Consider the following 23,674-nt stretch of genomic DNA (forward strand, 5'->3'; position numbering starts at 1 on the left):
TGAAACAGTTGCGGTCGACCGGACCCGTCCCAGCCGTCAGAACTCGCTCGCGCGGTCGATCCACGTCGCGGCGCGCTTCTCGCCGACGCTCGTCCCCTCGGCCACGGCGGCCGCGTCCGCCGCGGCGAGATCGTCTATCGTCTCGATCCCGATCCCGGCGAGGCGCTCGGCGTACGCCGGGCCGATGCCCTTGATCTCCTCGACACTCGGCCCGCGGTCGTCGTTGTCGACCGCGACTGCGTCCCCCTCGCCGGCCGCGGCCTCCGCCTGTTCGGCCGCCTCGTCGGTCGCGGTCTCATCGGGCTCGGACGCCTCGCCGTCGACGAGCGACCCGGTCGAGGCGGCGGCCTCCGTCTCGGCGGCGACCGGTTCCGCGTCGGCCTCGGCGTCTCCGTCGTCGGCGTCGGTCGCCGCGGGGTCGCCCTCGTCCGCGGCGGCCGCCGACTCGCTCCCGGCGGCCGGCTCCGTAGCCGTCGCGTCAGCGGCCGGTTCCGACTCCCGCTCGACGGTCACTTCTGTCTCGCCGGACTCCCGCTCGCTCGAACCGCTCCCGAAGCCGAGCTTCTCTTTGAGCTTCTGAAGTAGGGCCATTGCCCGCGGCTACACGTGCGAGATATTTAAAAACCGTCGCCGGGATCCGGTCGTCCCGTCTCGCGTGTTTATAAGTGGGATCGGGCCGTTCCGGCGGTATGGACGTTCTCAACCCCGTGATGTGGTCGGTCCACGTCGGCTTTGCCGTCCTCTGGGTCGGCAGCGTGCTGTTCGTCACCCTCGCGATTCTCCCCGCCGCGCTCCGGGGCGACATCGGCACGACCGCGCTCGGTTCGGTCGTCGGTCGGCTGCGCTGGATCACGCGGATCGGCGCCCTCGCGTTCGTCCTCACCGGCGGTCACATGGCGGGGACGCTGTACACCTTCGAGGGGCTGACGGGAACGCCCCGCGGCCACCTCGTGTTGACGATGCTCGGCCTGTGGTTCGTCGGCACCGGCCTCGTCGAGGTCGCCGGCTCGAAGCTGGCCGACGGGCTCGACGTCGACAAGCTCCGCGAGCCCGCCCGCGACGCCAAGCCGTTCCTCTACGGCGCGTCCGCCGTCTCCGTCGGGCTCATCGTCACGGCGGGGCTGCTCGCCAGCCCGGGACTGTTCTGAGGAGCGCGAGCGGCGGCGGTCGCTGACGGATGTCCGCGCCGCACCGGCCGGGCTACGCCTCGAAGAGCCGCTCGGCGTCGTCCGCCTGTCGGCGGTAGATCCCGCGCCCCTTCAGCCGCGGCACCTCGTGGCGGTGGAGCCGCTCCGCCGCCGTGTCGTACACGAGCGGGAAGACGTTCGTCCGCCCCCTCGCAACCGTGAACCCGGACATCGCCCCGAGGAGCGACGCGTCGGGGTCCGGCGTCGCGAACGTCACATAGCCGATCGGGGTGGCCGACTCGCCGCCGTCGGCGCGTTCGGGTCGGGCGTCGATCCGGTCGACGAGCACGTCGCGGAACGCCGACGCGGTGTCGACGAGCGTCTCCGCGTCCGTCTCGTCCGCCTCGACGAGCGCCGCGAACACCGCCACGTCGCCGAGCGTGTCGTCCGTCTCGCGAGTCTCCCACAGGTGGTCGAGTCCGTCTACGTCCGCGTCGACCGCCTCGAAGCCGTGTCGGCGGCGGTTCGCGGCGACCGCCTCCCGGTAGGTTGGGATGTCCATAAGTCGTCCACGATCCGCATGGTAAAAAATGACACAGGTAGCTCCGGACCGGAAGGCGTCCGCGAGACCCGGCGTCTTCCGCGTCGGGTATATACCACTCTATATCCCTCTTAGAAACCCTTAATCGGGCGTGACGGGACGCGCAGGTGTGAGCGAAGACGACGTCGCCACGTTCGGGTTCGTCTGTGTACAGAACGCCGGTCGTAGCCAGATGTCGGCCGCGTTCGCCGAACGCGAGCGCCGCGAGCGCGACCTCGGCGACCGCGTGGAGGTCGTCACCGGCGGGACCCACCCCGCGGACGAGGTCCACCCCGAGGTCGTGGCGGCGATGGCGGAGGTGGACATCGACCTCTCCGACCGCGTCCCCCGCGAGGTCTCGACCGCGGAGCTCGACGCGTGCGACGTGGTCGCGACGATGGGCTGTTCGACGCTGACGCTCCCGGACGGCGTCGAGGGGCGCGACTGGGCGCTCGACGACCCGCACGGGCAGGATATCGATCGTGTCCGGGATATCCGCGACGAGGTCGAGGGGCGCGTGCGCGACCTCTTCGATGAGTTCTTTGGCGAGGAGTAGGCGGCTCCGGCCGCGTATCCGTGCGACTCGGGGGTTTCTCTCGACGGAAATAGTCCCGGGCGGATTCGAACCGCCGTCAATGGCTGACTTCGGGCATCCGACGGGCGTTCTTGATGGAACACCCGACAGCCGCGCGTGAGCCGCAGACGCGGACGGATTCCCTCCAAAGGCCATTATGATTGGCCACTACACCACGGGACTTCGTATTCGGCTAACCGACGGGCACTCAAGTACGTTACTCTCCGCGACGAGACTGGGACGGCCCCGGCTACGCCCCCTCCTCGATCCGGTCGAACCGCTCCTCGAAGTTCTCGCGACAGGAGCCGCAACAGAAGTGGTACAGCGTCCCGTCGATCCGGGCCGACTCCCCCTCGGCGGTGACGGTGTTGCCGCACTCGACGCACTCGACCGCGAGGTCCGCGTCGCCGACCGCGGGCGACCACTCGTGGGCGTCGAGCAGCCGCACCGACAGGTCGCGCACGGCCGCCAGTCCGACCGCGTCGTCGACGAGGTCACGAGCGATCCCCTCCTCGACGCGTGCGACGACCGTCACCTCGCCGTCTGCGGTGAGGAACGCGTGCTCGACGCGCTCGTGGCTCGCGACCGCCGCGTGAACGCGCTCGGCGTCCGCGGGCGCGACAGCGAGCGTCGCGAGGACCCGCAGCCCGTCAGAGAGCGCGTCACCGTCGATCCGAAGCGTGAATCCCTCGATGACGCCCACCTCGCGTAGCCGGTCGACCCGGTCCGACACCGCGGGCGCGGAGAGGTCCACGCGCTCGGCGATATCGCTGTACGGGCGCCGCGCGTCGGCCAGCAGCAACCGGATGATCTCCCGGTCCGTCTCGTCGAGCGTTCGCATGGGCGAGCGTTCACCCGGCGCGGGCAAAAGGCGTCCGGGAGGGGCGGGCGGTCGCGGGACCCGGTCGGCGTCGGGAACACGGGACGGTGGCGGGGAAACCGGTCGGCGTCGGGGGCGACGGAAAGGCAGTTGTGCCCGGGACGCGAACGGGCGCCCATGACGACGATAGACGTCGACGGGATGTCGTGTACCGGCTGCGAGGACAACGTGACCGACGCGCTCGGCGAGCTGCCGGGCGTCGAGTCCGCGAGCGCGGACCACGAGGCGGGCACCGCGACCGTCGAGGGCGACGTGGACGTAGACGCGGTCGTGGCCGCCATCGAGGACGCCGGCTACGAGGCGTCGGCGTAGGAGACCCGACGTGCGGACGGAGCACCGCACACCCCGAACCGCCGACTTTTTTCGCCCGAGCGCGCTCGCCGAGACATGGACAGCGTACTCGTCACCGGGGGCGCGGGCGGCGTCGGCGCGTGGACGGTCGACGCGCTCGCCGACGCGGGCCGCGAGGTCGTCGCCGTCGACCGCGAAGCGCCGCCGACTGAGGAGCGCCGGGACGGCGTCGACTACGTGGCGGCGGACCTCACCGACTACGGCGAGACGCGACAGGTGGTCGACGCGGCCGCGCCCGACGCGGTCGTCCACCTCGCCGCGATCCCGCACCCCGAGGACCACGCCGGGTCGCGCGTGTTCGCGAACAACGTCGAGAGCGCGTACAACGTCTTCGACGCCGCCGGGGCCGCGGGCGCGCGGATCGTCTGGGCGTCGAGCGAGAGCTGCTACGGCACCGTCTTCGCGGCGGACGACTGGCTGCCCGACCGGCTCCCGATCGACGAGGAGACGCCGACCCGGCCCGAGGACCCGTACGGCCTCTCAAAGGTCGTCGGCGAGGAGGTGGCCGCCGCGGCGGCCCGCCGACACGGCGTCCCCGCCGTCTCGCTGCGCCTCTCGTGGGTCACGTTCCCGGGCGACGAGCGGCGCCGCGAGGCGCGCGAGACGTTCGACCCCGCGACCGCGGCTCCGAGCGGGAACTGCTGGTCGTACGTCGACGTGCGCGACGTGGTCGCGGCGGTCGAGGCCGCGATCGACCCCGAAACAGCGGTCGACGGCCACGAGGCGGTGCTGATCGTCGCCGCGGAGAACTTCCTCGGTCGCGACACCGCGGCGACGATCGAGGCGGTCCGCGGCGAACTCCCCGCGGAGTGCGACCTCGACGGCGACGAGTCGATTTTCGACTGCTCGAAGGCGAAGCGCCTGCTCGGGTGGGAACCGGACCACTCGTGGCGCGACGGCGCAGAGCGGGGAGCGGAACGCGACGACGGGTGATCGAGGCGGGGGGATCGCGGTCGAGCCGGGGTGTTCGGGGGACGTCAGGCTCAGTCGTCGGCCGGGTCTTCCGAGTCGGCCGCGTCACCCGGCGAGTCGCCGTCCTCGGCGGGCGCCGCGCCGGCCGCGGTCGAGTCCGCACCCTCGGTCATGGCCGTCATCGAGTCGGCGGCGCCGACCGCTCCCGCGTCGTCGACCGTCTCCTCATCGCCGATCGCTCCCTCACCGCCGACCGTGTCCTCGTCGGCAGTGTCACCGTCCTCGACCGTCGGCTCGGGCGGGCGATAGGTATAGACGAACTCCCCGGCGACGGCGTGGAACGCGCCGGTCTCGGGGTCCTCCACGACGCCGGTGTCGTTGTCGATCGCGAAGTCGACGAGGTCGCGGAGCGACCCCGCCTCGGCGGTCGGACGCTCGTGGACCGACGCGGGGAGGCGGAACGTCGTGATCCACTCCGCGAACTCGGAGCGGTCGTCGCGGTACGAGAGGTACGCGCGCTCCGCGGGCGTGAGCGCGAGGTCGAACTCCCGCGTCGCGTACGCGGTGCCGCCGGCGCCGACGAGCCCCGCGAGCAGGAGGAGGGGACCCCCGAGCGACCGGAGCACGCCGTACTCCCGCTCGACGCTCACCGACTCGGTCCGCTCGGTTGTGTCGGACCGGACGCCGGGCTCGGAGACGGAGTAGGTGTCGCCCCCGTGCGTGACCGTCATGTCGAGCGTCTGCGTCGACGCGGTCGGAACCCCGCCGATCGACCCGTCGACGGCCACCTCGGTCGTGACGAACGTCTCCGTCTCCCCCGGCGAGGCGCCGAGCTGCTCTTCGATCGACGCCACGCGCCCGTCGATCGCGGTGCTGTTGAGTTCGAAGGAGGCGTCCACCGTCTCGCCGGGCGCGACGTTGGCGGCCGTCTCCGACGCGATCGGTTCCGTCTCGCGCCAGTAGACGGTCCCCTCATCGCCGACGTTGCGGATGACGAGCGCGGAGTCGAGCTGGACGGTGACGTTCTCCGCGGTCGACGCCGCGTAGCTCGTCGTCACGTTCACGTCGAGCTCGGGCGCGATCCGCGTGAAGTACGTGTCGCGGCCGTCCAGCACCGCGCCGGTCTCGAAGACGGTGTTCGGCTCCGTCACGGTCGCGCTGTGGCGGTACTCGCTTTCGACGGTCAGCGAGGAGACCGTCCGGCGCTCCGTCTCCGTGCCGGGGTCGACGTGCGTCGTGTACACGAGCCCCGCGCCGGCCGCGGCGAGGAGGAGGCAGACCGCGAGGATCGCGGCGGACTGTGCGTTCAGCACGGCGCGGAGTCTGAGTCGACGTTCGTTTGGTTCTGAAGACATGTGTTACCTGTAGAGCTCGCGGAGGAGTCGCTTGTAGAGCGGGGGGCGCTCGCGGGAGTCGCGAGACCGGATCCGCGCGGGCTCGCCGCGTAAGAGCAGGAGGCCGACGCCGACGATACCGCCGCCGAGCAGCCCGTTTATTTCGACGAGCGGCGCCCAGGGGTGGACGCCGTACAGCTCGTCGACGATGCCGGGCGGCAGCACGGCGAGGTAGCGGTGTTCGACGACGAACAGCCGATAGTATCCCGTCTCGTCGGGCGCGGACAGCGTCACCGTCGTCGAGGCCTCGCCGCGACTGGCGACCGAGAGCCGCTCCGGCTCGACGTCGACGCCCGGGCTCGCCGGCGTGACGTACGCGTACACGGGGACGAGCCCCGCGTTGGGGACGACGTACTCGATCTCTTGGCTCGTGCCGCGCTCGATGACGGTCGGGTTCTCGGACTCGAACTCGGCGCTCACGACGCCGTACTCCTGCGTGCCGGCCGGGAGGACCATCGCCGCCGTCGCGGTGGCCACCAGCACCAGCGCCAGCGCGCCGAGGATCGCCAGCACGGAGGTGCCGTCGTCGCGCGACCGGTCGCGCGAGTCGCGGTCGCGCGAGTCGCGGTCGCGCGAGCCGGCGTTGAGATACCAGTCGACCGCGTAGGCGACGAGCGACAGCCCAAAGATGATGTACGCGAGCCCCTGCGTTCCCTGGAACGAACGGACGCCGAACGTCACCGCGAGCCACGTCTGGACGGACTGTAACGCGGACTGGAACCCCATAGCGACGGTCCCGAGGTGCGGGATCACGACGACGCTGCCGCCGATCTGGAGCGCCTTCGCTACCACGTCCGCGTCCTGAACGACCGGCTCGCCGCCGTCCTGATCGGTGAACGGGTTGTTGTCTCCCCGAGTGATGTAGCCCCGCTCGGCCTCCTCGACGACCCGGTGGGTCGTCAGCCCGCCGCCCTGGATCTCCTGTGCCTCGAACGTCACCACGTCGCCCGGCCCGATCCCGCCCGCGAGCTGTGCCGGGATCGCCACGAACCCGTCGCCGGGAGCCAGCGTCGGCTGCATGCTCCCGGTCTCGACGTAGCTGAGGAGGACCGGTTGGCCGAGGAGCTGTCCGACGACCAGCGAGACGACGACCAGCACCGCGGCCGCTTGGAGCGCGACGGACAGCGTTCGTTTGAGTGACATGGTGTCGAACTCGGCTCGGAGACGGACTCGGGGCGGCGACCGCCGCGAGGCGGTACCTGTCGCGCGGCCGTCAGGTAGTCGTCGATCGCTGAACGGCGGCGTGTCCTTATAACTTCGTGGGTGGCGGCGAACCGGATCGGGCGGCCGCCGTCGGCCCTACTCGTCGAAGGCGCCGGCGGCGAGCAGCGCGAACGGGCCGATGAACCCGAGGCAGAACCCGAGCAGGTGGACATACAGGTTCACGACGCTCCCGCCACCCGAGGGGTCGGACGGGAAGCCGACAACGGGGTAGCCGACGGCCACCAGCCCGCCGACGACCAGCAGTTCCCCGTAGCCGGGACGCGACGCGACGGCGGCCGCGTGCGTCCGGACCGCGGGCGGGAACCGGACCTCGCTGCTGGCCGCGTACAGCACCGCGAGGAGCGCGCCCGCGACGCCGATCGCCAGCCCCGCGACCCCGATGCCCGTCGTCGAGACCGGCAGCGCGAGGAGCGCGATCCACCCGACGAGCGCGAAGAAGACCGCCGGCAGCGCGCGCAGCGAGGCCGCAGGCGCGAAGTGTTCGCGGGCGTAGCAGTACCACAGGATCGGGAGCAGTCCGGCGAGCGCCATGTTGATCCCGGAGAAGCCGAAGCCGATCGCGTCCCGCGGGACGGCGAGGTTCAGCGCGGACAGCGCGAACGGGAAGGCGCCGAGGTACGTCGCGAGCGACGTGAAGAAGAGCCGCCGTCGCCCGCCAAGGACGGCGAGCGCGTAGCCGACGCCGGCGAGGAGCCCGTATCCGACGAGGTTCCCGAGGAGGTGATCGGTTCCGAGGTGGACGTAGTGCGCCGCGAACGCCGACGGCACCGTCGGGTCCGCGTACGCGAACGCGAGCGAGCGGCGGGTCGCCTCCGGCAGCGCGAAGACCGCGAGCAGGACCGCGGGCACCGCGAGCAGGACGAGCAGGTCGGTCGCGCGGACGCCGGCGAGCATCTCCTGACTGAACGTGCGGTCCGGCCGACTACCGTCGACGGAGCGATCCGACGGGCCGCCGTCGACGGAGCGATCGCGCTCGTCGGTCGCAGACGTGCTCACGGCCCGTGGGTCGTCGACCAGCGGTTAAGACCTGTCGGCGCGCGCCCCGGATGCGACCCGGGGCTCACGACCGCGGCATCCGGCGGAACAGCGCGAGTCCGGCCACCGCGAGGGCGAGCGCGGCCAGCAGCCCGCCGAGTTCGACGAACTCGATCCCCCCGGGTTCCTCGGTCGGCCCGGCCTCGGTGTCGGCGGCGCTACTCGCCGCATCGGAGCCGCTCGCCGTCTCGGCGCTCTCCCCGTCGCCGCCAGTCGCCTCGGAGTTACTCCCCTCACCGCCCGCCGGGTCGCCGCCGGGGTCGCCGACGAGCAGGGTCCCGGCGGGGGTCCCGCCGACCGCGAGGTCGTACGCGCCGGCGGCCGAGACCGTCTCGTCGAACGAGAGCGTCGCCGTCTCGTTGGGCGCCAGCGCGACCGTCTCGCTCGCGACCGAGTTACCGTCGACGGTCAGCGTCACCGCGCGCTCGCCCGCCGCGCCGCCCCCGTTCCGCACGGTCGCCCGGACGGTGACGTTCTCGCCGGGGTCGATCGCCTCGGGCGAGACGGTCGCCGCGGTCACGTCGAACCGGGGCTCGCGCGTCGCGACCGCGAACGTCGAGAACTCGGTCGTCGTCGCGCGGAAGTGGACGCGGTCCTCGGGGAGCCCCAGGATATCGACGACCGCCTCGTCGACGACCTCGACCGACACCGCCTCCCAGTCGCCCGCGTCCGTCTGCCGGTAGAGCGTCACGTCCGCGGGGTCGGTCCCGGTCGCGTTGAGATACGCCGGATCCGCGCTGAACCGGATTGTCATCGCGTCGACCGCGTCGGGCGCGAACTCGTGCGCGAGCGAGAGGTACCCGACCGGACGGGGACGCGTGGGCGCGGTCAGCGCGCTCCCGTTCGCGAAGGGGACCGGGCTCCCCGCTGCGTTCAGCTCGACGCGCTCGTTCCGGACGCCCGCCAGGTCGATCCCCTCCAGCGTGACGTTGTCGCGGTCGATGGGCATCCCGTCGGCCCGGAACCGGACCTCCGCACCGGACTCGACGCCGCTCGCGACGAACTCGCGGCGGTCCGCGCTCGGCGAGGCGACCGTCTTTGTCAGGCCCCCGTCGCCGGTCCCCGGAGTCGACGCGCCCGTCACGGTCGCGTCCACTTCCTCGGGCTCCGCGATCTTCGCCTCGATCGAGAACTCGTCGGCGCCCAGCTGCGCCCCGGCGGCCGTCCCGCGCGTGTCGAGTTCGAGCCCGACCGTGACGGTCTCGTTCGGCGCGAGCGTGACGTTGTTCGCCTCGCCTTCGATCGAGTCGCCGCCGGCGACGAAGGTGACGTTCTCGCTCGCGTACTCGATCCACACGTGCGCGTACTCGTCGGCCGTGTACGTGATCGTGAACACGTTGTCGATCCTTCCGGTCGTGTCGACGTTCACGCCCTCGAAGGAGGGATCCTCGATGTTCGGATTTGACGCCGAGACGTCGATCGCGATCTCGTCGTCGTTCAGGTAGGCGTACCGCCCGTTCGGGCCGTCGGCCGGTTGGACCGCGAGGTCGCCGTCGGCGACGGTGTCCGCGTCGCCGTCGATCACCGCCGCACCCGTGGCGAAGGCTAAGGAGCCTGCGGCTACGAGGAGGAGGGCGAGGGTCAGGGTGCGGCGGGTGGCGGTCATCGGTGAATGTATTAACTTTATAACTCAAGTGTCTTGATAACGCGGTGCTTGAAATTACTGAAGGGGTTGCTTGTAGCGGGACATCTACCAGACAAACGTTGGGGTGGTCGCTAAGGAAATGAACTATGAGAAATGATCACCGTCCGACTCTTCATCGGTTCCAAGTACATCGCCAGCAAGCTGGTTTAGTATTAAATCGGGTCCATGCCAATCTCGGGACCTACATTAACCGGTTCGAGTCATAGAGTGCTGTGCTGGACGTCGCTGGGATCGATTGAGACGGGTGTAGCTAGACGATGAATACTCTCGGAGGCAGTCACACCGATCCAAACACACTGTGGGCACATCTTGGTGTGGGGGTGAATTATCTCTGAAGGGACCTCAGGAACACTCGGCCTACACTACCTCCGATATATATTTGAAAACAGTGGCAAATCGGATGAAAAATTACAGCTCAGGGGGATTACTGGGTGAGACAGGCGATGGCTCAGAAACTGGATCTGCGTGAATATCTAAAGAAAGATCATAATCAATTATTTTCGCGTCGTCAGCCTCGATGAGCAACCCTGCCGAGAAGCTCTCACCCGGCGTGAGTTCAGTTGCGTTGTCCTCTTTATTTAGGAGTGTCTGTCGATCGCTGTCGATAAGCAGGAGTCGTTCGAACCCGCTTGGAAGCGTCGGCGCATCGCTGTATACCTCAACAGGATCCTCGCTGCGATTCTCAATTGTAGCAAGATCGTGGAAAGTGTACGTCGAGTTTGGTGCGATACCTTCTCCTTTCGGGCCACCAAGGTCTGCTCGCTTTTTTAGTCCGGGGATATAGAATTCTGTAGGCCCACTCGCCGTCGTGGCCCGAAGAAATTCTGACTTGGCGTCAATCATCAGGTAGGCATCATCATCGTCGGTAACCTGAATAGAGACTTGGCGTTCCGCCGAGACACTCGTGAATGCGCCAGTACCGACGGTACCGGATACTCCAGCTACCCCGGCAAGCGCCGCCAACAAGCTACGTCGTTTCATATTAGATTATTTGGAAGACCCACTACCGGCGTCGAACCGTTGTGGGAATGTGTAGTCGCTGTTTAGGTGTCCGGATTATCACGCGAGATGTCCGGGTCAGCAGCTGCGACGGTGATCCGTTTGCCGCCGCCACCGCCCAGACCCTTACCGTCTACGATGAGATCAAAATCAACGGTCAGACTCTGACCTGGGTTAATGATCTGGTTGTTACTGGTGGGATCGGAGCTACCGTTGCTCTCGAAGTCCAGGTCCACGCGGCCCCCGGAGTCAATCACCATGTTTCCATTCCCGCCGTTGAACGGGAGTCCTGTGCCATTTCCGGTGGTGCCTTCGGCGTAGACGTAGCCACTGAGATTGTTGAAGTCGAACAGGTGGTTGTCTCGGTTGGCAGAACTCACGCTATTCGCGTATACGTCACTCTTTTCGGTTCCGACACCGACATACACCGGATCTTCGCCCCTTTGACGACTTCGAACAGGTCAAGGAACGTCGTCCGTGAATTGGGGTTCAGGCCTTCTGCGTTCGTCGCACCCTTTACATCAGAACTCGCGAAGTCCAACTTCAACTGTCCCCCTTCCTGGTATGCTCGCTGATCAGTCGGATTCAGTCCGAGGAACGAGTTCTCGTCGGTGGCGACAGCAACTGAAACGGAACGTTCTGCGCTAACACTACTTAACGCGCCCGTACCCACTGCAGCCGCGCTACCTGAAGCCAATGCGCCCAGTCCGGCGAGGAACTTGCGTCGGTTTGCCATAGTTGTGTAACCTCGTTGTGTCCGCACGCGACCCGCGGGCCGCCGACGCGAGACATCCCGCGTCACCCGGGGTCGCTCTACTTTACCCATAGGGCCTATCCCATATCGTTATGAATTTCCAGAAACACTTCCGGGCGGGACTGAAGCCCCGCCCGCTCCGTTCCGACCCCGCCTGAACCCCGGTTCGATCGGTTCAGGCCGGTCCTGAGACCCCGTTCAAGCCCGGCCTGAAGCGGCGATCGTCGCCCGTGTAACGAGGGTGGTAGTTACTGAAGCCTGATAATATCGGCTAGAGAGCCCGCGAATAGAATCCGTATTACGCCACGTATCTGCTTCTTAGACCGTCAAAAGCCGACTTACGCGTTCGTGTTGACCCACGAGTGAACGACGAGAAAGTTTAGCAGATTATCATAACCACGGGATTTATGTTGGCGTGTTTATATGTGTCAGACAGAAATGGCGTCGGTACAGCGGCCGGACGGTCGGGGGGCAGAACCGACGACTGAGGTGTCAGAAGACGACCTGTTCGACGTGTTGGCGAACCAGCGCCGGCGGTTCGCGGTCCATCTGCTGAAGCGGGAGGAGGCGGAGAAACTCGAGATCGGCGACATGGCCGAGCAGATCGCGGCGTGGGAGAACGGGACCGACATGGCGGAGATCACGGGCGACGAGCGCAAGCGCGTGTACACCGCCCTCCAGCAGTCCCACCTGCCGAAGATGGACGACGCGGGCGTCGTCGAGTTCAACAAGGACCGGGGGATCGTCGAGCCGACGCCCGCGCTTCAGAACGTCGACCTGTACATGGACGTGGTCGAGGGGAAGGAGATCCCGTGGAGCGACTACTATCTCGGGCTCTCGGGCGTCGCCGCCGCGCTCGCCGGCGCGGTGTGGCTCGGCGCGTGGCCGTTCACACTCCTGCCCGAGATGGCGTGGACGGTCGCCATCGTCGTCGCGTTCGCGTTCTCCGCGATCACGCACAAGTACTACACCGCGGAGATGAAGGTCGGCGAACCCGAGGAACCCCCGGAACTGACGTAGGGCGCAGCGGTTCAGGCGGTGCCTTCTGCGGTTCCGGCGCCGCATAACTTAGGGTCGAAACGGGCTATAAATGACAAACGAAGCGTGACGACACCCTCAATATGAAACGACGAACCCTCATCCTGCTGCTCGGCGGCGCGAGCTCCGGGGCGATGAGCGTCGGGACCGGCGCGTTCAGTAGCGTCTCGGCCGAGCGGGAGGTGTCGGTGAACGTCGTGGAGGACGAGAACGCGTATCTCGGAGTCGCGGTTGACGAGAAGGCAAACGCAGTTCAGATCAAAAACCAGTTCGCCGATCACCTCGACCTGACGGTGGCGCTGAACTCGGCGGACGGCGTGATCGACGAGATCGAGGCCGAGGGGCCGATAACGTTCGTAGACGAGACGAGCCGAGAGAGAGATATCGACGTAGACGACGAGAGCGGTCAGGGTAAACTCGGCCCCGGAAACGAGGCGCACGTGCGGATCGATTTCGGCGAGGCGGGCGAGGGGTCGTTCGTCCTGACGTTCACGGGCGAGGCCGGTGGCGCGAGTGTCGACAAGACCCGAGAGTTCACATTTCGACCGAGGGACGTCACCGGGCAGGTCACGAAGATCAAGTTCCCGGGCAACGACAAGCTGCGGATACTCACGGGAGACAGCAACGGTAACAGCGGCATCGACGGTGTCGCGAGGGTGAAGTTGTACAGTGAGGACGACAACGGTACCGTGACGTCCAGCGATGAGTTCGAGTACGTTCCGGTGAACACGAACCTCAGGGTCGGTGACTTCGCCGGTGAGAGAACTGGATCGATCGCCGGTATCGAAGTCGAGGGCATTGACGGCGTCTTCGAGAAGCCGGACAGCCCGGGCAACGGCTCAGGGAGCACGGTCGATAAAGACGACACTGTAACCGATCCGTTCGACGAATAGTTTCGCCTGACCGAGTCCGTATATTAAACGCGTAAGCGGTGGCTGTGCGGCCGTTCGTCGATTTTATTGTCGGTGCCCGGCAAACCTGTGAATACATCGTACACATAGCAAACAACATGCCCACAATCTCTACTCGCGTCCCCGAGGACCTCGAAGCCGAACTCGAGGAATACCTCGAATCGGAACGCCTCGACCGGAGCACGGCGGTCCGGAAGCTCCTCTCCGAGGGGCTCGAAGCGTGGCGGACCGAACGCGCGCTGGAACGGTTCGCAGACGGCGAAGTCTCGCTCACGAAGGGCGGCGAACTCGCGGACCTGTCGGTCTGGGAGTTCGCGCGACTCGTCGAGGAGTCCGACCGCCCGTGGGTTTCGGACGACCACCTCGAAGCCGACCTCGACGACCTGTGAGCTGGGTCTTCGACGCGACCCCACTAACCTCTCTCGCGAAAGTCGAGCGACTCGGGGTCGTGGAGACCCCCTTGGAACCCCGACTCGTCCTCGAACGGGTGACCACGAGGCCGTAACCGAGGGGATCGAAGCGGGCTACGACGACACGCAACGGATCGAGCGGGCTGCCGAGGACGGAGGCCTCAACGTCGTCGAGGTCGACTTCGACGACTCGCCGGTCGCGACTCGATTGGGTCGCCATCCCGGACTGAGCGACGCGGACGTGGCGGTCCTCACCTGCGCGGACGCACGCGACGCGGTGGCCGTGATGGACGAGTCCGCCGAGCGCTCCGCGGCCGAAGTGGAGGGCGTCGAGACGCGCGGGACCGCGTACCTCGTCCTCGCGGCCGTGAAAGACGGGCAGCTGTCGAAAGCGGAGGGGTGTGACGCAATCGACGCGATGATCGACCACGGCTGGTACGTCGCGCCGGACGTGTACACGAGGGTCGTCGGGAAGCTGGAGTCGTTCGAGTAACGACTAGTACGGCTCGTGAGAGAGTCCTCGGTATGGCATCGCCGCTCCCGTTATCAGAGGAAGAAAAGGAACGAATGCGGCGCGGCCGAGTCAGTTCCGGGGTCGCGACCGACGAGGCGGACATCGACGAGATACTCTACGGCTGAGCTCGGGCGTCGATCTACTCCTCGCTGTTATTTTCCTCGTCGGGCTCACCTTCGGCCCGCAACGTCTCGTCCGCGAACTCCCGGACTCGCTTCTTCTCCTCGACGCTCACGTCGGCCGCCTGCGCGCTCTCGATATGGCCGTTCACGACCGCGTTCTGCTGTGGCCCCCACACCTGCGGCGGCTGCGTTTTGATGTACTCGGCCCACCGGATCACCTGCTCGTAGCGGGGCGGCCGCTCGGGACCGCCGTCGGCATCGGACGAGCCCTCCTCAGGCGTTCGTGAGTCGCTCATAGCGGTTTCCGACGTCGAGTCGTTCGACCTATCTTCCGAGGCGGTCGCGGGAAAGCGTTTCCGGGAGGATCAGAACAGCCCGGGCACGAGGACGTAGCTCAGGAGCATTCCGAACAGCCCGGCGAACAGCGCGAACAGGGCCATCGGGACGATCGCCTTCCGGAGCAGGTCGCCCTCGCGGCCGGTGATGCCGACGACGCCGCAGATCGCGGCGACGTTCAGCACCGAGACCATGTTGCCGAGGCCGCCGCCGACGTTCTGGAGGCTGACGGCGATCGTCCGGGAGAGTTCGACCGTCTCGGCGGCGTTGTACTGGAGCACGCTGAACAGGATGTTCGAGGAGGTGTTGCTCCCGGTCATGAAGGAGCCGATGGCGCCGATCCACGGCGAGATCATCGGGAGCAGGCCGCCCGCGCCGATCGCGAGCGCGCGGCTGAGCGCCTCCATCATGCCGAGGAGGCCCGCGGTGTTCGTCTGCGACTGGATCATCACCTGCGTCATCGACACCGCGATGATCAGCGTGAGCGCGGCGGGCGCGACCTGCTCCGCAGAGCGCCGCCACGCCGCACCCATCTCGTCGATGTCCATCTTGTGGATGAGGCCCGTGAGGACGGCGATCGGGATGAACGGCATCGTGCCCGGGAGGTAGAGGTACTGGAGCGTGTACCCGAGCTCGGTGCCGAGGATCGAGTCGATGCCGACGGTGAAGCTCTGGATCCACGGGAGCACGGCGGTGCCGGCGACCGTGAGGTCGGGCCACCGCGTGGCGAGCAGCGCGAGCGCGACGAGGAGGTACGGCGTCCACGCCAGCAGCACCGACATCTCTTTTTGTGGCTGGTCGCGGGAGATCTCGTCGAGTTCGAGGCCGCCGAGCCAGGTGTCGCTCCACTGCGAGTCGGTCGGGAAGTCCCACTCGCGGTCGGGGATGAGGATATTGTTGTTCGCGAGCAGGAGCCCCACGCCGAGGACGACGAACCCGGCCGCGATGTCGGGGAGCGCGGGCCCGACGAACCACGCGACCACCAGCTGCGTCCCGCCGGTGACGACGCCGAGGAGGAGCGCGAACGGAGCGATGGGGAGCGTGTCGCGGACGGCGCCGCCGACGCTCCGGCCGCCGTCGGCGTCACCGAACCAGTACGTCAGGAAGAACACGCCGAGCAGCCCCCAGAACACGTACGTCACGCCCGTGACGATGCCGGACCACGCGGAGACCATCGAGAGGAACTCGGAGACCCCCATCGAGCCGGAGAGCGCCGGGTCGATGACGGCGCCGGTGCCGCCGATGACGGGGGTCCCCGCGGCGCCGAACGGCGGGTTCGGCGCGTTGAAGAACAGCCCGAACACCGCGGCGGCCAGCGGCGGGAAGCCGAGGCCGATAAACAGCGGCGCGGCGAGCGCCCCGGGCGTCCCGAACCCGGCGGCGCCCTCGATGATCGTCATGAAGCCGAGCCCGATGAGCAGGACTTGGATGCGTCTGTCCTCTTCGATCTGTCCGAAGTACCACCTGATAGTGGCGATGGCGCCGCTCCCCTCGAGGTAGTTCATCAGGAGGATGGCGCCGAAGACGATCAGGATGATGTCGACCGCCTGGAACGCACCGTAGACGGCCGACGCGGCCAGCCAGTCGATCTCCATGCCCCAGTAGGTGAGTCCGATCCCCCCGGCGAGCAGCCACCCGACCCCCATCGCGCGGGCGGCGGACCACCTGAGTCCGGCGAGCAGGACGAACGCGACGCCGATCGGAATGACGCCGACGAACGCCAGTGAGAGTACGTTTGTCATGAGTATGTCTTTCGACCGTGTTTGGGCGTCTCACAACGATCCATATGTAACTTTCTTTTTTGACGATATTACTGGCGAGGAGTTGGGTACTGGCCGGGCGTCCGATGAGAAAGATACGTTATGTATCCCGTTAGGAAACTGCGTATAGGGAAACACCCATTAGGCTGTTACAGCAACCACGGCGTATGTCAGTCGAGTCAATCGCGACCTTCGAGTCGTCGCTCGACGAGGTCGGCGTCGAGTGCGTCCGGACGACCGCCGACGGGTTCGAGTCGGCGCTGGCGCCGCTGCTCGACGACCCGGCGGTCGGCGCGCCGCTCCCGTTCGACGGGGTCTCGCTCCCGGACGCGGTGAACACCGACCCGACCGTCGCCGAGCTCGAAGCCGCGGCGACGGGCGTCACCGCCGCCGGATACGGCATCGCCGACTACGGCTCCGTGGTGATTCAGGGCGGGGCCGCCGGCGAGGAGCCGGTGAGCCTGTACGCAGACGAGCACGTCGCGGTCGTCGCCGCGGACGACGTCCTGCCGGACATGGACGCCGCGTTCGACCGCCTCGCCGCGGACGTCCGCGACGGCGCGGGGCAGTCGATCATCGCGACCGGACCGAGCGCCACCGCGGACATGGGCGCACTCGTGAAGGGGGCGCACGGGCCGATGGACGTGACCGTCGTGCTGGTGGAGGACAGGTAGATGAGCGCCGAGAACCGACGGCGGAAGGCCGAACACATCCGCCACATCCTCGACACCGAGGGCGACAGCGTCCAGCAGAACACGCGCGTGTTCAACGAGGGACGCTACGAGTCGACCGGCGACCTCGACGACTACGAGCGGCTGAAAGACGAGGCGCGGGCGATCAAGGAGGACGCGATCGAGCGGCTGCCGGAGCTCATCGACGAGGTGACCGAGGCCGTCGAGGCCAACGGCGGCACGGTGTACCTCGCCGACGACGCCGCGGACGCGAACCGCTACATCACGGAGGTCGTCGACGGCCGCACAGCCGTGAAGTCGAAGTCGATGACCAGCGAGGAGATCGAGGTGAACGAGGCCCTCGAGGCGGACGGCGCCGACGTGTGGGAGACCGACCTCGCCGAGTTCGTCCTCCAGATCGCCGACGAGGCCCCGTCGCACATCGTCGCCCCGGCCATCCACAAGTCGCGGGAGGAGATCGCCGCGCTGTTCGACGCGGTGTTCGAGCCCGAGGACCCCCCGGAGACCGCCGAGGAGCTGACCCGGTTCGCCCGCGAACACCTCGGCGAGAAGATCCGCGACGCCGACGTCGGGATGACGGGCGCGAACTTCGTCACCGCCGACACCGGGACGCTCGCGCTGGTGACGAGCGAGGGCAACGCCCGGAAGTGCGTTCAGGCGACCGACACCCACGTCGCGGTCGCGGGCGTCGAGAAGGTGATCCCCAGCGTCGAGGACCTCCAGCCGTTCGTGGAGCTCATCGGTCGGTCGGGGACCGGCCAGGACATCACCTCCTACGTCTCGCTTCTCACCCCGCCGACCGACTCCCCGACGTTCGGCGACAAGGCGCTCGGCTCCGGCGACGAGCGCGACTTCCATCTCGTGTTAATCGACAACGGCCGGATGGAGATGCGCGACGACGACCAGCTCCGGGAGACGCTGTACTGCATCCGGTGTTCGGCGTGCGCGAACTCCTGTGCGAACTTCCAGCACGTGGGCGGCCACGCCTTCGGCGGCGAGACGTACTCCGGCGGAATCGCGACCGGCTGGGAGGCGGGCGTCCACGGCGAGGAGAGCGCCGCCGAGTTCAACGACCTCTGTACGGGGTGTAGCCGGTGCGTGAACCAGTGTCCGGTGAAGATCGACATCCCGTGGATCAACACCGTCGTCCGCGACCGGATCAACCGCGGGACGGACGGCGACCTCGACTTCCTCGTCGAGGGGCTCACGCCGGACGCGGATCCGGGCGGGATCGACCTCCAGAAGCGCCTGTTCGGGAACTTCGACACGCTGGCGAAGCTCGGGTCGGCGTTCGCGCCGCTGTCGAACTGGGTCGCGGAGGCCGGGCCCGCCCGATCGGTGCTGGAACGGACGCTCGGCGTCGACAGCCGCCGCGAGCTCCCGCGGTTCGAGCGCGAGTCGCTCGTCGACTGGTTCGCGGACCGGGGCTCGCGGGTCGACCCCGACGCCGCTCGCGAGCGCGTGACGCTGTACCCCGACGCGTACACCAACTACGTGCGCACCGAGCGGGGGAAGGCGGCCGTCCGGGTCCTCGAGTCGCTCGGCGTCCACGTCGACGTGCCGGCGGCCGGCGAGAGCGGACGCGCGCCGCTCTCGCAGGGGATGGTCGCGACCGCGCGGTCGAACGCCGAGGCCGTGTACGAGTCGCTCGCGCCGGCCGTCGCGGCGGGCCGGGACGTCGTCGTCATCGAGCCCTCCGACCTCGCGATGTTCCACCGCGAGTACGGTCGGCTCCTCCCGACGGAGGAACACGAGGCGCTGAAGGAGCGCAGCTACGAGGTGATGGAGTACGTGTACGGCCTGCTGGAGAACGGCGCCGACCTCGGCGCGCTCCCCGACGGCGACGGCGAACGGATCGCCTACCACAGCCACTGCCAGCAGCGCACGCTGGACCTGGAGCCGTACACGACGGCGGTCCTCGACGACGCGGGGTTCGACGTGGTGACCTCCGACGTGGAGTGTTGCGGAATGGCCGGCAGTTTCGGCTACAAGTCCGAGTACTACGACCTCAGCGTCGACGTCGGCGAGACGCTCGCGGACCAGTTCACGACGGACGAGACCGCGGACCGGACGGTGGTCGCCAGCGGCACGTCCTGTCTCGAACAGCTCGACGCCCTGCTCACGCGGCGGCCCGCGCATCCGGTCCGGCTCCTCGACGCGCGGCGTGACCGTCGCTGACGCGCCCGCTCCGGGCGCGTCGCTCCGCGAGTCGGGGCCGTCGAGTTCAGGTGGGCTTATATGTTCCCCGGTCGGATCCGGGACTATGGACGACCACTCGCACGAGCCCGACCCGGACAAGCGCGTGACCGCACCGATGCAGGAATTCGGGAGCCGCGAGGTCGGCGTCGGCGCGGCCGTCACGCTGGTCGGCCTGCTGATCGCGTACGCCGTCCCGTTCCTCGCGACCTTCTGAACGCCGTCGCTCGTCGCGTTTTTCCGTAGTCGTTCGGCCGCCGGCAGGACTCGCCTAGCGCGGGTACCAGGCGAGCGGGTGGTCCGCGGTGAGTTCGAGGGAGACGGGCTCGTCGAGGTCGAACTCCTCGACGTGGTTGTGGAGGCAGTGGACCGCCTCGCCGGAGTCGAGTTCGACCCGGTAGACGAAGGAGGGCCCGACGTACTGCCGCGAGGTGACGACGCCGTCGGCGAGTTCGGAGGTCGCGGGGGTCGCGCGGAGGTCGTCCGGGCGCACGAGCACGTCGACCGGCGCGCCGTCGTAGACGGTGTCGTATCCCTCCAGCGTCACGGCGTCGAACCGGCCGATGCCGGTGTCGACCTTCCCGTCGCGGAGCTCTCCTTCGAGGAACGACGCCCGCCCGAGGAAGGAGGCGACGAACTTCGACTCGGGGCGCTCGAAGACGGACTCGGGGCGGCCGACCTGCTCGATCCGGCCGTCGCTCATCACCGCGACGCGGTCGGAGATGGAGAGCGCTTCCTCCTGGTCGTGCGTGACCGAGACGGCGGTGACGCCCGCCTCCTTCAGGATGCGGCGGACCTCCTCGCGCATCTCGACGCGGAGGCGCACGTCGAGGTTCGAGAAGGGCTCGTCGAGGAGGAGTACCTCGGGCTCGGGGGCGAGCGAACGCGCGAGCGCGACGCGCTGCTTCTGCCCGCCGGAGAGCTGGTCGGGCGTCTTCTCGCCATGGTCGGTCATCTCGACCAGTTCGAGCAGCTCGTCGACGCGCGCCTCGCTCTCGGCGGCGTCGGCGTCGGTCAGCCCGAACGCGATGTTCTCGCGGACGGTGAGGTGGGGGAACAGCGCGAAGTTCTGGAAGACGATGCCCACGTCGCGCCGCTCCGGCGGGACGAACGACCCGTCGCCGGCGACGACCTCGTCGCCGAGGGTGATTTGCCCCTCAGTCGGCTCTTCGAGGCCGGCGATGGTGCGCAGCGTCGTCGTCTTGCCGCACCCGGAGGGGCCGAGGAACGTCAGCAGTTCCCCGGACCGCACGTCGAGCGAGACGTCGTCGACGGCGGTCTCGGGGCCGAACGCCTTCGTGACCTCGGACAGCGACAGGACGGGGTCCGCGGCGGCGGTCGCCCCGTCGTCGGCGGCGGCGCTCGCCCGGTGGTCGGTCGCGGAGTCGTCCGATCGATCGGCCGTCGCGTCGTCCGACTCGGTCGAGCGCGTCGTGCCGACTGGTTCCGTGGATGCCATCGATGAGGGGCGGGCACCGGAATGGCCGGCGTCCCGCGGTTGCCGCCACATACTTTAGGAGCACCTAAAAGCGTATCGCTCGCTCTCGGGGCGTCGAAATCGAGTGACCGCGCGGTGATACAGCACCGTCTCGCCGCTCACCGCGCGCACAGCGACGGCTCAGGCCAGTTCGCGCTCGATTACGTCGCGGTGGTCCCGCACCGCCGCGGCGGAGAGCGCGACCGACTCGTCGCCGACGGTGAGCGAGAGGGCCCCGTCGGTCGTCACGTCGCCGAGCCGGAAGACGGGGAGGTCGCCGACCGCGGCCGCGACCGCCTCGGGCTCGGTCGTCTGGACCAGCAGGCGGCCGGGCGTCTCGTCGAAGGCCGCGACGCGGTCCGGGAGGGTCGCGTCGACGCCCGCGTCGTCGGTCACGAGCTCGGCGAGCGCGACCGCGAGCCCGCCCTCGCTCACGTCGTGGGCCGCGAGCGTCGACTCGTGGCGGGCGGCGGCCGCGAGCGACGCGACGAGGCCACCGAGGTCGTCGGCCGCCCCGGACTCGTCGGGTAGGGTCGGGAACCGGTCGCCGCCACCGGCGTGCGCGAGGTACTCGGAGCCGCCGAGCGCGTCGCCGCCGGACCCGACCAGCAGAAGCTCGGAGTCGGCCGCGCGGTCGGCGTCGAGCGCGGCGGGCGGGGCGTCGTAGCCGCGCCGCGTGCCCAGCACCGCGAGCGTCGGCGTCGGGGGGATCGGCCCCTCGACGCTGTCGTTGTACAGGGAGACGTTGCCGCCGACGACGGGCGCGTCGAGCGCGGCGCAGGCGTCCGCGAGGCCGTCGACGATCCCCTCGAACGCGCCGTACACGTCGGGCTTCTCCGGGTTGCCGCCGTTGAGACAGTCGACCGCGGCGAGCGGGACCGCGCCGGTCGCGGCGAGGTTCGTCGCGTTCTCGAGGGCGACGGCTCGGGCGCCCTCGTACGGCGCGACCGCGGTCCACTTCGGGTTCGCGCCAGAGGCGAGCGCGAGGCCGACGCCGTCGGCGGAGGCGGCCGTTTCGCTCGCTTCGTCGGTCGACTCCGTCTCGCGGACCGCGAGCAGCGCGGCGTCGTCGCCGGGCTTCACGGCCGTGCGCGTCCCGACCTCGTGGTCGTACTGGCGGTACACCCAGCGCTTGCTCGCGGTGGACGGGGCCGAGAGGACGGCCGCGACCGCCTCGTCGAGCGAGGGCTCGTCGGCGGGCAAGTCTCGGTCGGGCTCGCTCGGCGGCTCGCTTTCGAGGTCGTTCATCGGCGCGCCGTCCGCGAGGAACTCGGCGGGCGCGTCGACGACGGTCTCGGGGTCCCGGTCGGTCGCGCCGTCGGCGTCCGCGCCGCCCTCGCCGTCCGCGCCGCCGGCGAACTCGCAGACGTAGTTGCCGTCGGTCACCTCGCCGATGACCGAGCAGCCGAGGTCGAACCGCTCGGCGAGGTCGGCGACGCGCTCGACGTTGTCCGGGGCGACCTCGTAGCACATCCGCTCCTGGCTCTCGGCGAGCAGGATCTCGGTGGCGTTCATGTTCGGCTCGCGCTGGTGGACGGCGTCGAGGTCGATCCGCGCGCCGAGGCCGCCCTTCGCGACGAGTTCAGAGGAGGCGCCGCCGAGGCCGGCCGCGCCGAGGTCGCGGGCCGAGCGGACGAGGTCCTCGTCGATCAGCGCCTCGTTACACTCGATCAGGCGCTTCTCGGCGTAGGGGTCGCCCACCTGGACCGCGGGGCGGTCCTCGGTCTCGGCGTCCTCGGCGAGGTCCTCGCTCGCGAAGGACGCGCCGCCGAGCCCGTCGCGGCCGGTGCCGTTCCCGACGAGGACCAACTTGTTCCCGGGCTCCTGTGCGGTCGCCGTGACGAGTCGGTCCTCGTTCGTGAGGCCGACGCAGGCGACGTTGACGAGGGGGTTCCCCTCGTAGCCGCCGTGGAAGGCGACGCTGCCGCCGACCGTCGGGACGCCGATACAGTTGCCGTAGTGGGAGATGCCCTCGACGACGCCCTCGAAGAGGTACCGGGAGCGCTCGCGGTCGAAGCCGCCGAAGTACAGCGAGTCGAGGAGCCCGATCGGGTACGCGCCCATGCTCATCGTGTCGCGGACGATGCCGCCGACGCCCGTCGCGGCGCCGTCGAACGGGTCGACGAAGGAGGGGTGGTTGTGGCTCTCGACGCCGAAGGTGACGTACGTGTCACCGTAGTCGTCGGCGTCGCGCTCGGCCGCGGGGTCGTCAGCCGCGTCCGGCTCGGGCAGCGCGAGGACCGCGGCGTCGTCGCCCGGGCCGACCACGACCTGGTCGCCCTCGCTGTCGAACGCCGACAGGAGGGGCCGCGAGGAGCGGTACGCGCAGTGCTCGCTCCAGAGGTTCTCGAACAGCGCGGCCTCCGCCGCCGTCGGCTCGCGGCCGAGCTCCGCGGTCACGAGCTCGTGGTCCGCATCGGACAGACTCATTCACTTACGTGGTCATCGAGCCGGTTCTAATGCTTTTCTATACGCACGTTCGTGGTGATACCCCGAGCGGGATCCCGCACAGTTAGCGGTCTCGGAGGCGCGTGCCTGCGAGCGGCCGCCACCGGCGGCCGCGAAGCCAGCACGCGCGAGGGAGTCGGTGGGCCGAAGCGAAGCGGAGGACCACCGACGAGGCTGGGGAGGTGTGAGGTGCGGGGCTGTGCGGAGTGGGACTCAAAGGGGCAGCCGGGAGGCTGAGCTTTGGAGGAGGCTCTCACGGCCGCAACGATCTATAGCCGAGCGGCTGGGGCTTTCG

General features: G+C 68.7%; 25 protein-coding genes and 1 tRNA gene. 11 read left to right on the top strand and 15 right to left on the bottom strand.

The window, feature by feature from the left end; all coding sequences use genetic code 11:
* Window positions 1-36: 36 nt before the first annotated feature.
* On the bottom strand, window positions 37-591 hold the full coding sequence (locus Z052_RS11580; protein WP_094580182.1) for a helix-hairpin-helix domain-containing protein: 555 nt from the start codon (window positions 589-591) through the stop codon (window positions 37-39).
* Between the two features lie 98 nt (window positions 592-689).
* Here Z052_RS11580 and Z052_RS11585 point away from each other — a divergent pair, with 98 nt between their 5' ends.
* Window positions 690-1,148 carry a hypothetical protein gene (locus Z052_RS11585; RefSeq protein WP_049932345.1) on the top strand — a complete coding sequence of 153 codons (459 nt, stop codon included), beginning with the start codon at window positions 690-692 and terminating at the stop codon, window positions 1,146-1,148.
* Between the two features lie 52 nt (window positions 1,149-1,200).
* Here Z052_RS11585 and Z052_RS11590 read toward each other — a convergent pair whose 3' ends face one another.
* Window positions 1,201-1,689, bottom strand: a complete 489-nt coding sequence (locus Z052_RS11590; RefSeq protein ID WP_049932342.1) for a hypothetical protein — start codon at window positions 1,687-1,689, stop codon at window positions 1,201-1,203.
* 148 nt (window positions 1,690-1,837) lie between these two features.
* Between Z052_RS11590 and Z052_RS11595 the strand changes: the two genes are divergently transcribed.
* Window positions 1,838-2,263, top strand: a complete 426-nt coding sequence (locus Z052_RS11595) for a low molecular weight phosphatase family protein (RefSeq protein WP_094580181.1) — start codon at window positions 1,838-1,840, stop codon at window positions 2,261-2,263.
* A 50-nt stretch (window positions 2,264-2,313) separates the two neighbouring features.
* On the opposite strand, the gene Z052_RS11600 is transcribed toward Z052_RS11595, so the two are convergent.
* Together Z052_RS11600 and Z052_RS11605 are read right to left on the bottom strand one after the other, a co-directional pair.
* Window positions 2,314-2,464 (bottom strand) — tRNA-Gln (locus tag Z052_RS11600).
* A gap of 67 nt (window positions 2,465-2,531) precedes the next feature.
* Window positions 2,532-3,122 carry an AsnC family transcriptional regulator gene (locus Z052_RS11605; RefSeq protein WP_099289034.1) on the bottom strand — a complete coding sequence of 197 codons (591 nt, stop codon included), beginning with the start codon at window positions 3,120-3,122 and terminating at the stop codon, window positions 2,532-2,534.
* A gap of 156 nt (window positions 3,123-3,278) precedes the next feature.
* Here Z052_RS11605 and Z052_RS11610 point away from each other — a divergent pair, with 156 nt between their 5' ends.
* Both Z052_RS11610 and Z052_RS11615 read left to right on the top strand, forming a co-directional pair.
* On the top strand, window positions 3,279-3,473 hold the full coding sequence (locus Z052_RS11610) for a heavy-metal-associated domain-containing protein (protein WP_007344879.1): 195 nt from the start codon (window positions 3,279-3,281) through the stop codon (window positions 3,471-3,473).
* Between the two features lie 75 nt (window positions 3,474-3,548).
* A complete protein-coding gene (locus tag Z052_RS11615; protein WP_094580180.1) occupies window positions 3,549-4,445 on the top strand; it encodes an NAD(P)-dependent oxidoreductase in 897 nt (298 codons plus the stop codon).
* 50 nt (window positions 4,446-4,495) lie between these two features.
* On the opposite strand, the gene Z052_RS11620 is transcribed toward Z052_RS11615, so the two are convergent.
* The 7 genes from Z052_RS11620 to Z052_RS11645 all read right to left on the bottom strand — a co-directional run bounded on the left by Z052_RS11620 (window position 4,496) and on the right by Z052_RS11645 (window position 11,457).
* On the bottom strand, window positions 4,496-5,779 hold the full coding sequence (locus Z052_RS11620; protein WP_049932335.1) for a DUF5305 domain-containing protein: 1,284 nt from the start codon (window positions 5,777-5,779) through the stop codon (window positions 4,496-4,498).
* Between the two features lie 3 nt (window positions 5,780-5,782).
* The gene (locus tag Z052_RS11625) at window positions 5,783-6,961 is read right to left on the bottom strand and encodes a signal peptidase I (protein WP_099289035.1); all 1,179 of its coding nucleotides are present in this window, start codon (window positions 6,959-6,961) and stop codon (window positions 5,783-5,785) included.
* A 156-nt stretch (window positions 6,962-7,117) separates the two neighbouring features.
* Window positions 7,118-8,038, bottom strand: coding sequence for a hypothetical protein (locus Z052_RS11630; RefSeq protein WP_049932333.1), 921 nt, complete (start codon window positions 8,036-8,038; stop codon window positions 7,118-7,120).
* A gap of 64 nt (window positions 8,039-8,102) precedes the next feature.
* The gene (locus tag Z052_RS11635; RefSeq protein WP_094579860.1) at window positions 8,103-9,683 is read right to left on the bottom strand and encodes a CARDB domain-containing protein; all 1,581 of its coding nucleotides are present in this window, start codon (window positions 9,681-9,683) and stop codon (window positions 8,103-8,105) included.
* A gap of 447 nt (window positions 9,684-10,130) precedes the next feature.
* Window positions 10,131-10,703: a hypothetical protein gene (locus Z052_RS19770; protein ID WP_141212111.1), complete on the bottom strand. Its 573-nt coding sequence runs from the start codon at window positions 10,701-10,703 to the stop codon at window positions 10,131-10,133.
* A gap of 62 nt (window positions 10,704-10,765) precedes the next feature.
* Window positions 10,766-11,101, bottom strand: coding sequence for a hypothetical protein (locus tag Z052_RS11640; RefSeq protein WP_094579861.1), 336 nt, complete (start codon window positions 11,099-11,101; stop codon window positions 10,766-10,768).
* Window positions 11,098-11,457 carry a hypothetical protein gene (locus Z052_RS11645; RefSeq protein ID WP_094579862.1) on the bottom strand — a complete coding sequence of 120 codons (360 nt, stop codon included), beginning with the start codon at window positions 11,455-11,457 and terminating at the stop codon, window positions 11,098-11,100. The genes Z052_RS11640 and Z052_RS11645 overlap by 4 nt, the downstream gene beginning before the upstream one ends.
* 456 nt (window positions 11,458-11,913) lie before the next feature.
* Between Z052_RS11645 and Z052_RS11650 the strand changes: the two genes are divergently transcribed.
* The 4 genes from Z052_RS11650 (at window position 11,914) to Z052_RS20525 (ending at window position 14,327) form a co-directional block, all read left to right on the top strand.
* The gene (locus tag Z052_RS11650) at window positions 11,914-12,495 is read left to right on the top strand and encodes a hypothetical protein (RefSeq protein ID WP_049932329.1); all 582 of its coding nucleotides are present in this window, start codon (window positions 11,914-11,916) and stop codon (window positions 12,493-12,495) included.
* A gap of 215 nt (window positions 12,496-12,710) precedes the next feature.
* Window positions 12,711-13,406 (top strand): hypothetical protein, encoded by a 696-nt coding sequence (locus Z052_RS11655; protein ID WP_241897932.1) that lies wholly within the window; start codon window positions 12,711-12,713, stop codon window positions 13,404-13,406.
* Between the two features lie 116 nt (window positions 13,407-13,522).
* Entirely contained in the window at window positions 13,523-13,813 is a 291-nt protein-coding gene (locus Z052_RS11660) for a hypothetical protein (RefSeq protein ID WP_099289036.1), read from the top strand.
* Window positions 13,814-14,042: 229 nt separating this feature from the next.
* Window positions 14,043-14,327 carry a DUF3368 domain-containing protein gene (locus tag Z052_RS20525; RefSeq protein WP_241897933.1) on the top strand — a complete coding sequence of 95 codons (285 nt, stop codon included), beginning with the start codon at window positions 14,043-14,045 and terminating at the stop codon, window positions 14,325-14,327.
* A gap of 160 nt (window positions 14,328-14,487) precedes the next feature.
* Here Z052_RS20525 and Z052_RS11670 read toward each other — a convergent pair whose 3' ends face one another.
* Together Z052_RS11670 and Z052_RS11675 are read right to left on the bottom strand one after the other, a co-directional pair.
* On the bottom strand, window positions 14,488-14,766 hold the full coding sequence (locus Z052_RS11670; protein ID WP_094579865.1) for a hypothetical protein: 279 nt from the start codon (window positions 14,764-14,766) through the stop codon (window positions 14,488-14,490).
* Between the two features lie 69 nt (window positions 14,767-14,835).
* A complete protein-coding gene (locus Z052_RS11675; protein WP_086216746.1) occupies window positions 14,836-16,548 on the bottom strand; it encodes an L-lactate permease in 1,713 nt (570 codons plus the stop codon).
* A gap of 185 nt (window positions 16,549-16,733) precedes the next feature.
* Between Z052_RS11675 and Z052_RS11680 the strand changes: the two genes are divergently transcribed.
* The 3 genes from Z052_RS11680 (at window position 16,734) to Z052_RS20530 (ending at window position 19,671) form a co-directional block, all read left to right on the top strand.
* On the top strand, window positions 16,734-17,240 hold the full coding sequence (locus Z052_RS11680) for a lactate utilization protein C (protein WP_049931506.1): 507 nt from the start codon (window positions 16,734-16,736) through the stop codon (window positions 17,238-17,240).
* A complete protein-coding gene (locus Z052_RS11685) occupies window positions 17,241-19,436 on the top strand; it encodes an LUD domain-containing protein (RefSeq protein ID WP_094579866.1) in 2,196 nt (731 codons plus the stop codon).
* An 85-nt stretch (window positions 19,437-19,521) separates the two neighbouring features.
* Entirely contained in the window at window positions 19,522-19,671 is a 150-nt protein-coding gene (locus tag Z052_RS20530) for a hypothetical protein (RefSeq protein ID WP_167373067.1), read from the top strand.
* Between the two features lie 54 nt (window positions 19,672-19,725).
* Here the strand turns inward: Z052_RS20530 and Z052_RS11690 are convergent, their stop codons facing one another.
* Together Z052_RS11690 and purL are read right to left on the bottom strand one after the other, a co-directional pair.
* The gene (locus Z052_RS11690; protein ID WP_089307993.1) at window positions 19,726-20,913 is read right to left on the bottom strand and encodes an ABC transporter ATP-binding protein; all 1,188 of its coding nucleotides are present in this window, start codon (window positions 20,911-20,913) and stop codon (window positions 19,726-19,728) included.
* A gap of 159 nt (window positions 20,914-21,072) precedes the next feature.
* Entirely contained in the window at window positions 21,073-23,361 is a 2,289-nt protein-coding gene (purL, locus tag Z052_RS11695) for a phosphoribosylformylglycinamidine synthase subunit PurL (RefSeq protein WP_094579867.1), read from the bottom strand.
* Between the last annotated feature and the right edge of the window lie 313 nt (window positions 23,362-23,674).

The sequence above is a fragment of the Halorubrum sp. C191 genome (assembly GCF_002727095.1).
Classification (GTDB): domain Archaea; phylum Halobacteriota; class Halobacteria; order Halobacteriales; family Haloferacaceae; genus Halorubrum; species Halorubrum ezzemoulense.

Coding starts and splice junctions, on each gene's coding strand:
- Z052_RS11625 (WP_099289035.1), bottom strand. CDS start 6,961: ATGTCACTCAAACGAACGCTGTCCGTCGCGCTCCAAGCGGCCGCGGTG.
- Z052_RS11620 (WP_049932335.1), bottom strand. CDS start 5,779: ATGTCTTCAGAACCAAACGAACGTCGACTCAGACTCCGCGCCGTGCTG.
- Z052_RS11580 (WP_094580182.1), bottom strand. CDS start 591: ATGGCCCTACTTCAGAAGCTCAAAGAGAAGCTCGGCTTCGGGAGCGGT.
- Z052_RS11590 (WP_049932342.1), bottom strand. CDS start 1,689: ATGGACATCCCAACCTACCGGGAGGCGGTCGCCGCGAACCGCCGCCGA.
- Z052_RS11615 (WP_094580180.1), top strand. CDS start 3,549: ATGGACAGCGTACTCGTCACCGGGGGCGCGGGCGGCGTCGGCGCGTGG.
- Z052_RS19770 (WP_141212111.1), bottom strand. CDS start 10,703: ATGAAACGACGTAGCTTGTTGGCGGCGCTTGCCGGGGTAGCTGGAGTA.
- Z052_RS11660 (WP_099289036.1), top strand. CDS start 13,523: ATGCCCACAATCTCTACTCGCGTCCCCGAGGACCTCGAAGCCGAACTC.
- Z052_RS11680 (WP_049931506.1), top strand. CDS start 16,734: ATGTCAGTCGAGTCAATCGCGACCTTCGAGTCGTCGCTCGACGAGGTC.
- Z052_RS11635 (WP_094579860.1), bottom strand. CDS start 9,683: ATGACCGCCACCCGCCGCACCCTGACCCTCGCCCTCCTCCTCGTAGCC.
- Z052_RS20530 (WP_167373067.1), top strand. CDS start 19,522: ATGGACGACCACTCGCACGAGCCCGACCCGGACAAGCGCGTGACCGCA.
- Z052_RS11585 (WP_049932345.1), top strand. CDS start 690: ATGGACGTTCTCAACCCCGTGATGTGGTCGGTCCACGTCGGCTTTGCC.
- Z052_RS11685 (WP_094579866.1), top strand. CDS start 17,241: ATGAGCGCCGAGAACCGACGGCGGAAGGCCGAACACATCCGCCACATC.
- Z052_RS11650 (WP_049932329.1), top strand. CDS start 11,914: ATGGCGTCGGTACAGCGGCCGGACGGTCGGGGGGCAGAACCGACGACT.
- purL (WP_094579867.1), bottom strand. CDS start 23,361: ATGAGTCTGTCCGATGCGGACCACGAGCTCGTGACCGCGGAGCTCGGC.
- Z052_RS11605 (WP_099289034.1), bottom strand. CDS start 3,122: ATGCGAACGCTCGACGAGACGGACCGGGAGATCATCCGGTTGCTGCTG.
- Z052_RS11645 (WP_094579862.1), bottom strand. CDS start 11,457: ATGGCAAACCGACGCAAGTTCCTCGCCGGACTGGGCGCATTGGCTTCA.
- Z052_RS11670 (WP_094579865.1), bottom strand. CDS start 14,766: ATGAGCGACTCACGAACGCCTGAGGAGGGCTCGTCCGATGCCGACGGC.
- Z052_RS11690 (WP_089307993.1), bottom strand. CDS start 20,913: ATGGCATCCACGGAACCAGTCGGCACGACGCGCTCGACCGAGTCGGAC.
- Z052_RS11610 (WP_007344879.1), top strand. CDS start 3,279: ATGACGACGATAGACGTCGACGGGATGTCGTGTACCGGCTGCGAGGAC.
- Z052_RS11675 (WP_086216746.1), bottom strand. CDS start 16,548: ATGACAAACGTACTCTCACTGGCGTTCGTCGGCGTCATTCCGATCGGC.